This window comes from Leptospira idonii, from assembly GCF_004770995.1.
In the GTDB taxonomy this organism is placed as follows: domain Bacteria; phylum Spirochaetota; class Leptospiria; order Leptospirales; family Leptospiraceae; genus Leptospira_A; species Leptospira_A idonii.
In genome coordinates, this window is record NZ_RQHW01000002.1 from 15653 (window position 1) to 28591 (window position 12939).

Annotated in this window: 14 protein-coding genes and 1 pseudogene; 8 read left to right on the forward strand and 7 right to left on the reverse strand. The window is 38.7% G+C overall.

What is annotated here, in order from left to right:
* Window positions 1-59: 59 nt before the first annotated feature.
* From EHS15_RS00100 to EHS15_RS00115, 4 genes are all read right to left on the reverse strand, one after another.
* On the reverse strand, window positions 60-1148 hold the full coding sequence (locus EHS15_RS00100; RefSeq protein ID WP_135758495.1) for a VHL beta domain-containing protein: 1089 nt from the start codon (window positions 1146-1148) through the stop codon (window positions 60-62).
* Between the two features lie 47 nt (window positions 1149-1195).
* Window positions 1196-1651, reverse strand: coding sequence for a hypothetical protein (locus EHS15_RS00105; RefSeq protein ID WP_135758496.1), 456 nt, complete (start codon window positions 1649-1651; stop codon window positions 1196-1198).
* Between the two features lie 213 nt (window positions 1652-1864).
* Window positions 1865-3361 (reverse strand): lipoprotein N-acyltransferase Lnb domain-containing protein, encoded by a 1497-nt coding sequence (locus EHS15_RS00110; protein WP_167884105.1) that lies wholly within the window; start codon window positions 3359-3361, stop codon window positions 1865-1867.
* A gap of 226 nt (window positions 3362-3587) precedes the next feature.
* Window positions 3588-3974: a PEGA domain-containing protein gene (locus tag EHS15_RS00115; protein ID WP_135758498.1), complete on the reverse strand. Its 387-nt coding sequence runs from the start codon at window positions 3972-3974 to the stop codon at window positions 3588-3590.
* Window positions 3975-4191: 217 nt separating this feature from the next.
* On the opposite strand from EHS15_RS00115, the gene EHS15_RS00120 reads away from it, so the two are divergent.
* Both EHS15_RS00120 and EHS15_RS00125 read left to right on the forward strand, forming a co-directional pair.
* Complete coding sequence (locus tag EHS15_RS00120; protein ID WP_135758499.1) at window positions 4192-4497, forward strand: hypothetical protein; 306 nt, start codon at window positions 4192-4194, stop codon at window positions 4495-4497.
* Window positions 4494-4814: a hypothetical protein gene (locus EHS15_RS00125; RefSeq protein ID WP_135758500.1), complete on the forward strand. Its 321-nt coding sequence runs from the start codon at window positions 4494-4496 to the stop codon at window positions 4812-4814. Before EHS15_RS00120 ends, EHS15_RS00125 begins: the two co-directional genes overlap by 4 nt.
* A gap of 51 nt (window positions 4815-4865) precedes the next feature.
* Here the strand turns inward: EHS15_RS00125 and EHS15_RS00130 are convergent, their stop codons facing one another.
* Window positions 4866-5279: a CoA-binding protein gene (locus tag EHS15_RS00130; protein ID WP_135758501.1), complete on the reverse strand. Its 414-nt coding sequence runs from the start codon at window positions 5277-5279 to the stop codon at window positions 4866-4868.
* 217 nt (window positions 5280-5496) lie between these two features.
* Between EHS15_RS00130 and EHS15_RS00135 the strand changes: the two genes are divergently transcribed.
* The 5 genes and pseudogenes from EHS15_RS00135 (at window position 5497) to EHS15_RS00155 (ending at window position 11034) form a co-directional block, all read left to right on the forward strand.
* Window positions 5497-7242 (forward strand): helix-turn-helix domain-containing protein, encoded by a 1746-nt coding sequence (locus EHS15_RS00135; RefSeq protein WP_135758502.1) that lies wholly within the window; start codon window positions 5497-5499, stop codon window positions 7240-7242.
* 179 nt (window positions 7243-7421) lie between these two features.
* Window positions 7422-8465 carry a caspase family protein gene (locus EHS15_RS00140; protein ID WP_135758503.1) on the forward strand — a complete coding sequence of 348 codons (1044 nt, stop codon included), beginning with the start codon at window positions 7422-7424 and terminating at the stop codon, window positions 8463-8465.
* Between the two features lie 9 nt (window positions 8466-8474).
* Window positions 8475-8987 carry a hypothetical protein gene (locus EHS15_RS00145; protein ID WP_135758504.1) on the forward strand — a complete coding sequence of 171 codons (513 nt, stop codon included), beginning with the start codon at window positions 8475-8477 and terminating at the stop codon, window positions 8985-8987.
* 285 nt (window positions 8988-9272) lie between these two features.
* Window positions 9273-10134 (forward strand): annotated as a pseudogene (locus tag EHS15_RS00150) (patatin-like phospholipase family protein); the annotation flags it as partial.
* A gap of 504 nt (window positions 10135-10638) precedes the next feature.
* Window positions 10639-11034, forward strand: a complete 396-nt coding sequence (locus tag EHS15_RS00155; protein WP_135758506.1) for an acyl-CoA thioesterase — start codon at window positions 10639-10641, stop codon at window positions 11032-11034.
* On the opposite strand, the gene EHS15_RS00160 is transcribed toward EHS15_RS00155, so the two are convergent.
* The gene (locus EHS15_RS00160) at window positions 11031-11423 is read right to left on the reverse strand and encodes a hypothetical protein (RefSeq protein ID WP_135758507.1); all 393 of its coding nucleotides are present in this window, start codon (window positions 11421-11423) and stop codon (window positions 11031-11033) included. The genes EHS15_RS00155 and EHS15_RS00160 overlap by 4 nt on opposite strands.
* A 152-nt stretch (window positions 11424-11575) precedes the next feature.
* Complete coding sequence (locus EHS15_RS00165; RefSeq protein WP_135758508.1) at window positions 11576-11956, reverse strand: LIC_11502 family protein; 381 nt, start codon at window positions 11954-11956, stop codon at window positions 11576-11578.
* A 20-nt stretch (window positions 11957-11976) separates the two neighbouring features.
* Between EHS15_RS00165 and queG the strand changes: the two genes are divergently transcribed.
* The gene (queG, locus tag EHS15_RS00170) at window positions 11977-12939 is read left to right on the forward strand and encodes a tRNA epoxyqueuosine(34) reductase QueG (protein ID WP_425460610.1); all 963 of its coding nucleotides are present in this window, start codon (window positions 11977-11979) and stop codon (window positions 12937-12939) included.

Below are 12939 nucleotides of genomic sequence, written 5' to 3' on the forward strand. Positions count from 1 at the left end.
TTTTGTTCGAATTTGGTTTTTCTCCCGTCTGAGAGGATGGATCTGGACCGAGTTAGGGGCTAGTAATTGCATTTGAAGTCGAATGTGTCGTCTCCGAACACCTTTCGAATGACTTGGTAAAGTTGGGGATCGTAAGTTTCCAATTCTTTGCGGGTATCGATTTCACCATGAATGCCGTTAGTCGGAATGCTTTCTAAATTCGTATCGAACCAGGATTGAACTCCTTCCGCCCAATATTCGTCTTCGTTGGATTCTGCGTAAGTGTTCTTCCACAAACCTTTCTTTTTCGCGGCTTTATAAGCGGCGAGGATTTCCTTATAAAGAGGAGGATTCGTATAGGACAAACTGAACATTATGGTATGGGCAAATTCATGCACCATAATATTCTCTCCCCTATAGCGGTCATTTGGAAAGCAAAGTAGATTTTCTTCTCCGAAGCTGGTCGCAGGTCTGGAGATCGTTGCTCCAAAACCTCTCGCTCTTTCGTTCCAGTTTTCTTCCGGGAATGCGGTTTGCATGTCGGAATGTTCGGGAATGTCTAATGTTTGTTCTTTGGCTCCGATGATCGCCAGGCGGATTCGATACATTTGCAGTCTGCCGGGAACCTGCGGGAGTTGTTTCAACATAAATTTCAGGATCTCATTGGCTCTGATCAAAGCTTTATCGGATACTTTCTCAGAGGCTAAGATCGGTATACCTGTTTCATTGATGTATTTTTTATAGAAGGGACTTAGGTTGTAGTAATCCGCCAATTCGGGTGAGACTGCGCTTACCCGATTCGTTTTTGCGGGAACTTTTGCATTCCCTTGAATTGTGATCATTTCGTCACTTTTTGTTAGTTGGTATACTCCGATACATTTTCCGTTTTGATTGTCCAGTTTCCATATATGTTTCGCATAAGTGTTCATCTCTAGCGTTTGATTCGGAACCAACTCGCTGTAAAAAACGGACTTTCCTTGCGTATCAATCCAATAGAGTTTTAGATTTTCTCTTGTTAGGTTGGAGAAGGAAGCTACGATAGCGCTTCCTCCCCCGCTTGATTTCCATTTGGAATCGCAAGAAAGGGATTTGTTCGCAGTCTGTGCCTCTAGAGGAAGCAAACAAAAAAGAAGCGATAGGTAGGTAATGGGTCTGAATATGCGAAACATATCGTATTTCCATTGAAGATGAATGGTCGGATCCCTCAGGAAGTAATTTATTTCTCAGTAAAGAAATTCATCGCTTCCCAGTTCGCATCTTCACGAAGCGCAGTAGACAAATGACAGCGAACAGGAACCTCTTCCATGATTTTGCTCAGTTCCACCGCGATTGCAGTGATCTGGTGTTCTTGTAGATATGTATATATTAGGAATTGGTGATGCCAAAAGTAGTGACCTACGTAAAGAACAGAACCTTGCTTTTCCATGGCCGCCAGAACTCGTTCTTTGCAGGCATGTGCGTGTTTTCTTCTTTCTTCATCGGGGAGACCGTCGTCACCGGGAGCAAGTTCCAATACAGGATCTTTCAAGTGGATTGTGAGCTCCATAAAATCAGAATGTTTTTGTTTTTCGGCCGGAGCTACAGGTTGAGCCAGATAACTTCCTTGAGCGATGTATCCGTCTCTTTTTCCCAAAAAAGGGGTGAAATTTTTTTCCAATGCTTCGATGTTCAAGGGCTCTGTTTTTCCTCCACACATAGATAAAAGCAAAAATATAAAAAGTGATTTAAGTTTCATTCGTTCCCTCGGTTGTTTGAGTTTCCCAGGCAAATTTCTTCTGAGCGGCAATTGTAAAGGATGCCCCTGCTCGTGGAAACTAAAAAATGAGGAAGGATTCTTGGGAATTTATTTCATTTTCGGTTTGGAAATTAATATAAGATCGAAGCACTAAAAGAAAAAGGAAAGCCCTAAATTAATGGATTTAGACTTTTCCTTATCATTTACAATCGTCATATTACATACCAAATTTAATGGGCTATCGTTCATAATCATGGATTCGAGGCTGAGTCTTTGATTAAAACCTAATACATTAGAAAAATCATAATTGTATATGATTTTGATATGAAAGAGATCATATATACTTTGGTGTAGATAAAAGCGCATTCCCGAATCAAAAGCAGCGACTCGCTCCTTCGGCATATCATACACTCTTCCTCCTAGATAAGGCATTGCGGTAATTTGCAGGCTTTCAAATATTTTTTTTGTATACCCGAATCCAACTCTGGCTACTGCTTCATTTTTGCCTTTATGGAACACTGACCAATCGTAATAGCTGAAATCCACATATCTTACAATGCCTTTACTGAAATGGCCGCCTGCGATCATTGCTTCCATTCTGAAAAGATTGAATTCTGTAATTTTGACTTTGTCTTTGAAGATTGCCATTTGGGTTCTTAGGCTTTCTACCTGCGATGTTCCTATGGGTTGATTGTTGACGAAAAAGATACTTTTGTAAGCCGGTGTAAAAGTGAATAAGAGTGAATTGTTATTATTATATAATAATTGAAGGGAACTTATTTTTAGATTAGCGCTTGGGTCGGTTTGGTTTTCAGGAATATTTGTCTTTAGTTCTTTTTCGGAATAGGGATATTTTTTCTTTTCTTGATTCAGATGTTTTCTGATCTCAAGAGAATATTCTCTCGGAATTTGATAATTTAAGGCTAGGCCTAGTATATTTTTCAAATTGGCATTTGTATTACAACTTTCTCCACATGAGTGTCCATTCAATACATTATCTATGGTATCTTTTTCTGTTTCGGAAAGATTTTTGAAAGAGTATTCCAGTAATTTCTGAGTTGAAACAATATAACGAGTATATTTAATGATCGATTTTTGCTTTAGCTGATCGATGGATCTGATCGGAATCGTAATCAGAGGGTTGCTGTCATCATTGATCAACAAACGAAAAACATAATAAGAGCAGTTACGTGTAATGAAATTATATGAGTCTGATTTCGTTTTACTTTCTTTAATTTTTTGTATAATTTTCTCCATATCTACTTTTTTCATATCCACTTCATAAAAGACGAGATCCCTATTCTCTAGATCGTTTTGTTTGTATTTATAGAAGTATCGAGAAAAGGTGAAACGGCCGGGAACTTTGAGGATCAACGCACTGACTGGATTATATTCATTTGAGCTTGTGTCTGCCAGATATTCGACAACAATATCATCTGGCTCGGGTAAATCCCCGTTGTAGGCTACTAAAAAAGTGTGACCGAACATTGAGGCAGGTGAATCTAAATTTTCTCCTGCCATAACAATCGCTAATTTCTTCTTAGTTTTAAGTTCTTCTTCATCTACGTCGCCCAGCCAATCCTCTGCATTCAATACGGAGGAGAAAACCGTGCCAAAAAAAAGAATGGCTATGAAAAATTGAGTCAATTGTCGAGAGAGAAACTAGCTTCGCAAGCGAATGCCTCAATGCTTCCTGTTTGATTTAGAATTGAATTCAAATCAATGATCCATTGATTGAATTCTTTTTTGCATTCAAGACAAAATCTTTTATAAACATAAGATAAAGTTCTTTTTTCATTTCCGTAAATTTCGTCTATAATGGCAGAATAATTGAAAATGAAAAAAGAATTTATATATGGCTTACAAAAAGATCTTATTTCTTTCCCTTAGATTGTTCCAAATCTACTTGGAAAGTAGAAGGTGCGTAAGAATACATTGCGCCAGTTGAATAGTCTGTAGAGGATCCCCAAATTCCTGGGAAAATAATATTCACCCAGAACATAGGATCGATTCCATTGGAAAGAGCGATGGTTTTTGTTTCGTAACCTTCTTTTTTCAATACCAACAATTTACCATTTTTCTTGATATTACCAACATATGGAGTTTGGCCGATTTGAAGACCGTCTAATTCCACGGTAGCTCCACTAACATTGGAGTTGATGGAAACTAGCTGGTCGGAACCTTTGAAAATTGTTGCACAATTTAAAGAGATTAAACTAACGATTGCAAGCAGCAATCCGAGCATTGATTTTTTATTCATAAACTTATCCTTATCGAAGACATTTCGAAATGTTTGCGGCCATGGTCAATGAGAAAATAGGAATAGTCATTGTTTTGCGATAATTACTGGTTTTATCTTTATGTTGCATTTTTGGGGCTTTTGAAATATTATTTGTAGACATCAAACATCTGCAACGGAAGATGTAATTTGTTTTGTTGCGGAATTTTATTTCTCAGTTAACGGAGTTCATTATTAAATGAAAAACCTGAAATTTATTAATTTATTAATTGTAATATTCTGCTTTTCTTTTTCCGGCTGCTTCACTGTTGGACATGTAAAGTATGTAAAACCGGGTCCGGAGATTGCCCAAATTCGGGGAGAAGTTATGAGAAAGTGCGGTTTTATAATTTTGACTTCAGTTTTGGACGAATCTTTCGCTGCGTTATCTGCCGAAACAAAATCAATGAATTGGGAAAATATTAATATAACGTTTATACCCGTAATTGATCAGCTTAATTGCGTTTATTTTTACAAATATACTAAATTAGGAGAGCAAAAATGAACTGGAAGCTAATGTTTTTGATTTCCTTAATTTCTCTATCATTTGGATGTAAATCTAGTCCTTATTGGGGGAATTTCGAAAGAATTTCCTTAGAAGCTGTTCCAAATACAGAAGATTTAGATGAACCTGTCTCTGGTTACAATTGTGCGCTTTTTTGGTATGAAGCGTCTTTAGCAAAAGCGGTGCAAAGCGCAATCGCAAAGGTTCCAGGAGCAACTGCATTACGTGATGTTACATTTAAGGTGAGTGCATTTTGTATCGTAGCAACAGGAATACCTGTAAAAGATAAATCCGGCCAAGCTGAGAAACCCAAATAGTAGTTTTGGGTTTCGTTCGTTTGTCACGAAACGATCTTATAAAACCCTCAGTTATGTAAAATGTCTTTTATGTTCGATGATTAAACATCGGTTGGAGACTACTTTCAGTCCTGCTTGTTCGGCTCGTGCTTCCGCTTCCGGATGAGAGATTCCCAATTGCAGCCATAAAACTTCCGTTCCCCCTAAATCTAAAATCTCATCGACTAGTTCCGGTATTTTGTCGGAGCTTCGGAATACATCTACGAATTTTCTGTATTCTGCAGGAACCTCTGCAAGAGTTTTATAAATTTTGAATCCGTTTTCGTTATGAACTTTAGGATAGGTGCCTTGGATGTCCCAACCTTGTGAGCGGATATAAGCTGGTACATAATGACTTGGTTTTTGTGCATCCGAACTGAGTCCGTAAACGGAGATTTTCTGATAACGAGTGAGTAGGTCTTTGATTTCATTATCTCTTACATTCATTTGGGTTTTGTCTCCTAGGAATCCTTAGACTGTTTTTTCACTCTTTAGATGAGTATATCTCCGTAAGATTTTTTATGAGCAGCAATTGCTTTTCGAAAAAACAATACGAAATTATTCCCAGTTCATGAACTGGGACGACCCACCTCCTTTGCATTTGGTAAACTTTTTTCAATTATGATTGCACTGTTATCGGGAGTGATATTTTAAAGAGTCAAGTGTGAGAGTGCAGCCGTTGTTTGTTTTGTCTTCCTTATCCTTCCGCAATGCCGTACAATTGGTACAAAGAAAGGCTGTCCTAACTGTCTCTTTGCTTCTTTTTTCCTCTCTTCTGATCGCTTGCCAATCGGAAAGAACATTCCCTTTTTCGGAAGAATCCGAGATTCGTTTGGAGTCGGAAGGATTATTCAACATTTCCAAAAGAGTAGAGTTTTTGTCAGAAGAGAAACCTTCCGATCTTTCCTCGGTTACGGAGAAAGATTTAGGTTGGTCCAAAAATACTTCCAGTGTTTTCGATCAGGGCTTTAGCGATCGCATTCATTGGATTCGTTTTCGAATACGAAACGGATCGGAAGCAACTCATTGGTATCTGGCTCTGCAGAATAACCGAATGAATTTTGTAGATTTCTACGTAACAAAGGAATCGGGAAACAGCGAACTACATACGGGAGACCATCGTCTTATTTCTTCAAAAGCGAAGGCTTCCTTTCCTTATGCAGATTTTGTTTTAGATTACAATGAAACGGCTGTTATTTATATTCGGATCGAAACCGATTCTCATATAGGCTTTCCGATTCATCTCATTTCTTCCGAGGATTTCGGCTCTTTTGTATATGTGTATCAAATATACCAATGGGGTTCCTTATCCATAGTAGTGCTCTATATTATACTTCATTTGGCGTTTAATCGTTATCTCAATTTGAAGCTGAAAATGCTTCTTGCCGCTTCCGTTTTCTTTGCTTACGGATATTTCTATTTTCTTTATGGAGACGGGAACAGAGTGTTTTTGTCGGATCATATTTTGTTCCGGGAATATGTTCCTTTTCTTTCTTTGTTTTTCTTCGGGTTTTGTTTTACTTTATTTATCAAAGATTATTTACGTTTTTATGAGATGGGCAGCTATTATAATTGGTTTGCAAACATTTTGGCATTTTCTTTTTTCCTTTTGATTCCTTTGTTGTTTAGTTCCGTTCCCAATTCGATACAATCTTCCATTCGTTCTCTCAATGTGATGATTATGTATTCGTTTATGATCTACGGTGGAATCGTGAATTTATTACAAAGAAGATATTGGGTGTTCTTTTCTATTTTCGCATGGATGGTTATTTTTCTTTTTTCCATGGCGAATACTTTGATGCTTATGCATTTTATAGAATACGGAATCATCTTAGAACACGGGCTTTATCTTTCTTTTATTTTGGAATTTGTTCTCGTTCTTGTTTCGACTTTATATCGGTATCGACAGTTAGAGAAAGACAAACTCCTGTTTCAGGAAAGACTTAGGGCTTTGATTTTGGAAAATCAAAGTTTACAGTCTCTAACAAGTGTTTCCTTGGATAGGATTGTTGTTGAGAACGATTTTGCTGACTCGACTCAATATGATAAAAGAACGAGTGGGATCGATAGGCACGAAATTGCGAAATACATCATCGGGATCTTCGAGGAAAAAAAGCCCTACCTTATGGAAGATTTCGATTTGGCGGATTTAGCTCGTTTTTGCGGATTGAGGATCGATCAGGTTTCAGCGATCATCAATAATGAATTGAATACTAATTTTCGGACTTTAGTGAATGAGTATAGAGTTAAGGAAGCATGTCGTTTGATACGAGAGACTTCGGATGAGAATATTTTGGAAATCGCTTTTGCCAGTGGATTCGGTTCCAAAACCGCATTCAATCGTATCTTTAAAAATACTCTGGGAGTTTCTCCCCAAGATTTCAGAAAACAGCCGATCACCTTTCCGTAATATAATTGTTTTATCGTAAGTGCCGTCCGTTGGGCAAAAAATTTCTTAAGAAAGTTGCTTTACTTTATTTTGACTTTTCCTTTTTTAATCAATCCAATCTGTTCTCTTCGAATCGTTTTGCGTTGAACCGAAAGTCGGTGATGCTGGATCTGATTCTTTGAATTTTTAGGAGGTAGTTTATGTCTTACCGCTTGGTTTTCGTTTGGATTCTTGTTTTGTTTCTGAACGTTCCTGTTTTTTCCCAAACGCTTCATTTTTTGGTGATGGCGGATACTCACGATGAAACGATCGGGAAGAGTGTGAAAAAGGATTTTAAGAATCTGAAAGATTTGGCTCAAAAAATTGCCTCCAATACCGGCATGACTTTGAATTTAACCGCTTACGAAGGAAATGATTTTAGCTTAAAAAATGCAAATCGTGCCATCAATTCGATCTCTCCTGATCAGAATGATGCCGTTATAGTTTATATATCCGCCCATGGTTTTAGAGAGAGAGATTCTGCTACGAAGTGGCCAAATATTTATTTCCCTGAAGGAGAATACCTTGAGGAGAACGATATTTATAAGAGGCTGGCAAAGAAAAAACCACGCCTTCTGATCGTACTTGCGGATGTGTGTAATTCATATACTGATGACGACGGTTCCGTTCCGAATGTGATCCCTCGTAGCCTCAACGACAAGGAAGCAGAAAATTATACCACTCTCTTTGTGAACAGTAAAGGTGCAATCGTTGCCTCTTCTTCCAAACCGGGACAAGCCTCCATTGCGGAATCGAAGGGAGGTTCCTATACTTTAGCTGTTTTGAATGCTCTTAAAAATGCGGTTAAGTCTTCAAGTCCTCCTCGTTGGGCTGACATTATGAAAACTTCCGGTAAGCCGATCGGTTCCGGTTCTTCCAGACAAGATCCTCAATATGAACTTTTTTCCTTTACGGAAGGCGGAAAAACGAATAATTCCGTTGTAACAACGAACACTCCTGTTTCTAAGAAAATGAAGTTTACATTTAGCTCTGGTAAGTTGGAAGAACAAAACTCTAAAAAATGGAATTTGACCTTGGACGGTACCGTTTATAATCTGAAGGAATACGAAAGAGACAAAACCTATATTTACTTTACGGACGAAGAAAATGAGACCACGTACGCTTTGGATCTTCCTGCTAAAGTTTTCTTTCAATATGATTGGGACCGGGAAGACTGGGATACGATTGCGGACGATTTGAAGTAGGAGTTCAAAATGAAGAATGTATTTATTATTAGTTGTTTATTGACGTTGTTGTTTCATTGCCAGTCGGCTAAACCGAATAAGCCGCCGATATCTCCCGATAAGGAGAATTCTCAAGGAGAAGATGCTATGGTGTTTCCTAAAACGGTAGAAGAGTATCTCGGTTCCGCTACGATTGCGGCCATTCAAAAGGCGGAATCCGGAGAAAGTATGACGGTTGCTTCCCGCAAAAGTCAGTCGGGTTCCCTTCTTGCAGGATATCCGATTCTTGCTAAAGGAAGAACTCTTTCCAAAGATCAGGTGCAGCTTTTCAAAAAACTTTTGTTAGACCCTAAGTCTTATGTTTTTCCTACTGCCAAAAAAGTAATGATTGCACCTAAGTATGGTATTTTGTTAGGTGATGTTGTCGTTTTGATTGATCCTGCAAACCTTTTGATTTCCGTTCCTTCCGATGGAAAATCCAAGATAGAGGATTATGATCCGATCCAAGCCAAAATTCAGGCGCTATTGAAAGAATTGTTTTAGATTCTTTTTGTATTTTTCGTTTCTTCCTCGCCGTCTTTTCTCTCTTGCGTTAGGGATGGGGAGGGCTTGGTCTCCCGAAGGGAGACGGGAGCGTAAGCGGACCCCGAAGCAGCCCGGCCCCGGCCGGGTTTCTTTTTGGATCATCGAATGGATGGGGAACGCCCCTTGTTCGTTATAGAGGAGGGACGGCAGATTGTTTTTCCTCGGCAGGGTTTGATTTTCGGTATTTCTTTTGCAACCGGTCGGGATGTTTTGAGTCATACTGTGTAGTATAGGTATTCTCATTTGAAACTTCCAATTGCTAAGGGTAATAAAAGAGCGCTTCTGGTAGAAGGCGGCGGCATGAAAGGTGCTTTTGCGGGCGGTGTCCTGCATGGCTTAAACAGCGTTTTAACGGCGAAGAACTTTGATTTGGTGGTCGGGGTTTCGTCAGGCGCTTGTTCTGCGGCGTATTATGTGACTATGGATAAACCGGAACCGGAGAAAAGTAAAAACGCTCTTTCCGTTTGGTACAAAGAACTGTCGGGAAGACAGTTGATTTCCCTGTTTCACCCTTTGCGGGGGAAAACATTTTTGGATCAGGAGTATCTGATCGATTTTATCTTCAGAGAAAAAGTGAGATTGGAATCGGAGAATTTCGAAACCAACGGACTTCCTGAATTCAGGATCGCTGTGAGTAATCTTCAATCACATAGCATTGAATATGTGAAAGCGACCACTTCGAACGTATTCGATCTTTTGAAAGCCGCCACCTCTCTTCCTATCGCTACGAGAGGAAAACATAAATTGGAAGGTGTGACTTATTCCGATGCCGCCATTTTGAATCCTCTTCCTTTGCAGGATTTGATCGAAGCGGGTTATAAGGATATAACTGTTGTTATGAATTCTCCTATGGAAAGAGTTTCCGAGCCTCTTGGTTTTCTTACTGGGCTTTTGGCTTTTCCTAGGAATTGGAAGTTGAGTAAACTGATGAGAGAGTTTCATCATCATCATTTTAATGATGCCAGAAGGATCGCTAAGGAACCTCCTGCGGGGGTGAAGATTCATACGATCGCTCCTGATGATTCGCTTCCTGTCGGACTTGTGACTACGATCGGTCAAAAGTTAAAGGAGACTGTGGATCTTGGGGTTCAAAAAGGAGAAGATGCCGCTCGATTTTTATTCGAGATGTTTTTTCCCAAAGGTAAATCCGAAAAAGGAAAACGTTCTTCCAGAAAAAAAGATTCCACTCGTGCAGGGAAAGGAAAACATCCTTCACCAAACAAGAGTTATGTGAAAAGTAAACTTTCTCCAGCTCCTAAAAAAACGAGCAAAAAAGCGGTTTCTTCCAAGAAAAAATAAAATCGTTGTTATTTGGGAAGGCGGGTTGTTTTGTCCAGTTTTGTGGTACCTACGCCATTTACGCTGCGAATAAGCCGCCAACATAGAGTTTTCCCTTGAAAATGGCAAGTGTAGGCCACGGAAGCATCCAAGTTTGGGTTCCAAGAAGGAGATTACACCCGTTGTTCGGTTGAAGGAGGGAAGGTAATATTTTTGTGGTACCTACCCTGTAAATCACTCAGTAATCCTGATCTAATTGGGATCAAGTCTTATAGTCCTACTTGCGAGCAATTCTAAGCAGAAGAACTTGGAGGAAAAGGCGGAATATTTTGTGATCATTACACCCATTCAAGTTCGTTTCAATGATATGGATCCAATGCGGCGAGTAAACAATGCCAGTTATTCGGCATACCTTGAGTTGGCTAGGTTGGATTTTTGCAACCGTTATCTGAACATTAATACATTAGAAGACATTCCGTTTGTTCTTGCTCGAGTTGAAATGGATTTGTTGCATTCCGTTTATCCTGTGGATAAAATTTCTGTAAAAACGATCGTTTCAAGAATTGGAACTACTTCTTGGGATTTCGATTATGAAATTGTGAATATGGGCAACGAAATGATTCATGTCAAGGCTAAGACTGTGCAAGTATATTTTGATTATCATAAAAAGATAAAAGTAATGATTCCTGAATCATTTCGTGCCATATTAGAAAAAGAAATGGGCTAGGCGGCTAATTTGACCTGCATAGGCCAAGAGTCTCCTCCAAGATCTATTTCGAAAAGAATACGAAACATTTTTGTCCGTGTAACATTGCAATAGTCGGCTAAATCTCCCAATTCCATAAGCGAAGAATTACAAACTTTACATTGAAATCTAACTAATTCTGAAGTTTTTTCTCGATTTAACGTCGATGGATCTTGGTTTGCTGAAGGTATTTGATAAATTCTATGAGAATATCTTTCTATTAGGTAGTCAAAGTAGTTCGCAAAACTGCCATGACGTGTGATTTTTGCGTGAAGAACGATGGTTCTCCATTTTGAGATGGTAAATGTTGTTTGTTTTTCGTCTTTTTGGTCCTGAAATAGGATAAAACTAATATCTGCGTTGTAACTCATGTTATATTTGTCCTTATTCATGTTCTGCGATATTTATCTTTGTACCAAATTTGAAAAGTATATTAAAATAATATTAGAAAAAAATGTAATATGTTTTCACCTTTTTGCCCTGATCCTAATTTTTATGTCTTATTTTTGCGATAATGTTTGTATCAAAAGAGATCTTTCGAGCCGTAATGCTTCCATTCCCAATGATAAGCGTTTTTATCTCCGAATGACATACACTCTTCAATCCAATTCGACTCTTTTGTTGGATTGAGTTTGTGATATGCTGATTCAATCTCTTTAAGGAGCTCTTTGTATTCCGGTAAAATTTCCGTTTCGATCGGGTTGATTCCTCTTTCCATTAGGGTGAGGATAGCTTGTATTAAGGCCGCTTGCACTCCATGTTTGAGTAAAGTAGGGAATTGGTTGATTTCTTGAAGTTGGTCTGTAATGGTTTGGTAGGATAGTTTGAGTTTTGGTTCGGATGTGGTACCTACCAGTTCCGGAAATTTCTCATTGAAATCCCAAGGTAAAGAGTTTTCGTTCATAGTAGTAGGTAATGTCTCTGTTGTCTGTTGAATTGAGCCGTATTAAGGATATTTGCTTGTCAGAAGGATTTGATTTAGTGGGTTTTACTCCGGCAGTCATTCCTAAGCAGGATATAGATAACATTCAATCATGGGTAGACCAGCAGTTTTTTGGCAAAATGGATTGGTTTACGAAGCAAATCAGCCAAGAAATTCGTCTGGAAATGAGGCATTTGGGGTTTGTACCACAGTCAGTCATCGCATTAGGCATGGTTTATCGTTCTGAAGAAGCTGAAGAGATATTAGAGCAGTCTGCTGTGAAGGTTTCTAGGTATGCTTTAGGCGATGATTATCATCAGGTTTTAAGAAATAAAGGCAAGAACATTCTAAAGAAGCTTAAACAGCTATATCCTCAGGCTTCTTTTCGCCAATCGATTGATAGTTTACCAATTCCAGAGAAGGTTTTCGCTCGTTTAGCTGGTATTGGCTGGATGGGTAAGAATACGAACATCATTAATGAGGCATTCGGATCTTACTTTTTTCTTTCAATGATCTTGACTGATTATAAATGGGAAATTCCTGAAGTAGCAAAAGTTGATCATTGTGGTACATGCAACGCCTGTCTAGATGCCTGCCCAACAGGGGCTCTATTCGAGCCATATAAGATTGATGCAAGTAAATGTATCTCACATCATACAATTGAGAATAGGGAAGATGATTTTAGTCCTACAGAATTTACTGCTAATTGGCTCTACGGGTGCGATATTTGTCAGGAAGTATGTCCATGGAACAAAAATAAGGCGAAAAGAAATCGCATCCAAACCACGGTTAAGGAATTTATTCCCTACAAATATTGGACCGAAAATAAAAATTTAATGGAAAGTCCGCTCTCTATGGAAGACTTTGCTTCTATCTTTAGAAATTCTGCTGTTAAGCGTATTGGGTCCAAGTCTTGGAACAGAAATCTGAGTTCAGTTTTAAATCATTTAATCCAGGAAGAATAA

Bases quoted from the DNA above. Each gene is read 5' to 3' on its own strand.
- EHS15_RS00100 (WP_135758495.1), bottom strand. From the start codon at position 1,148: ATGTTTCGCATATTCAGACCCATTACCTACCTATCGCTTCTTTTTTGT.
- EHS15_RS00115 (WP_135758498.1), bottom strand. From the start codon at position 3,974: ATGAATAAAAAATCAATGCTCGGATTGCTGCTTGCAATCGTTAGTTTA.
- EHS15_RS00120 (WP_135758499.1), top strand. From the start codon at position 4,192: ATGAAAAACCTGAAATTTATTAATTTATTAATTGTAATATTCTGCTTT.
- EHS15_RS00125 (WP_135758500.1), top strand. From the start codon at position 4,494: ATGAACTGGAAGCTAATGTTTTTGATTTCCTTAATTTCTCTATCATTT.
- EHS15_RS00130 (WP_135758501.1), bottom strand. From the start codon at position 5,279: ATGAATGTAAGAGATAATGAAATCAAAGACCTACTCACTCGTTATCAG.
- EHS15_RS00140 (WP_135758503.1), top strand. From the start codon at position 7,422: ATGTCTTACCGCTTGGTTTTCGTTTGGATTCTTGTTTTGTTTCTGAAC.
- EHS15_RS00145 (WP_135758504.1), top strand. From the start codon at position 8,475: ATGAAGAATGTATTTATTATTAGTTGTTTATTGACGTTGTTGTTTCAT.
- EHS15_RS00160 (WP_135758507.1), bottom strand. From the start codon at position 11,423: ATGAGTTACAACGCAGATATTAGTTTTATCCTATTTCAGGACCAAAAA.
- EHS15_RS00165 (WP_135758508.1), bottom strand. From the start codon at position 11,956: ATGAACGAAAACTCTTTACCTTGGGATTTCAATGAGAAATTTCCGGAA.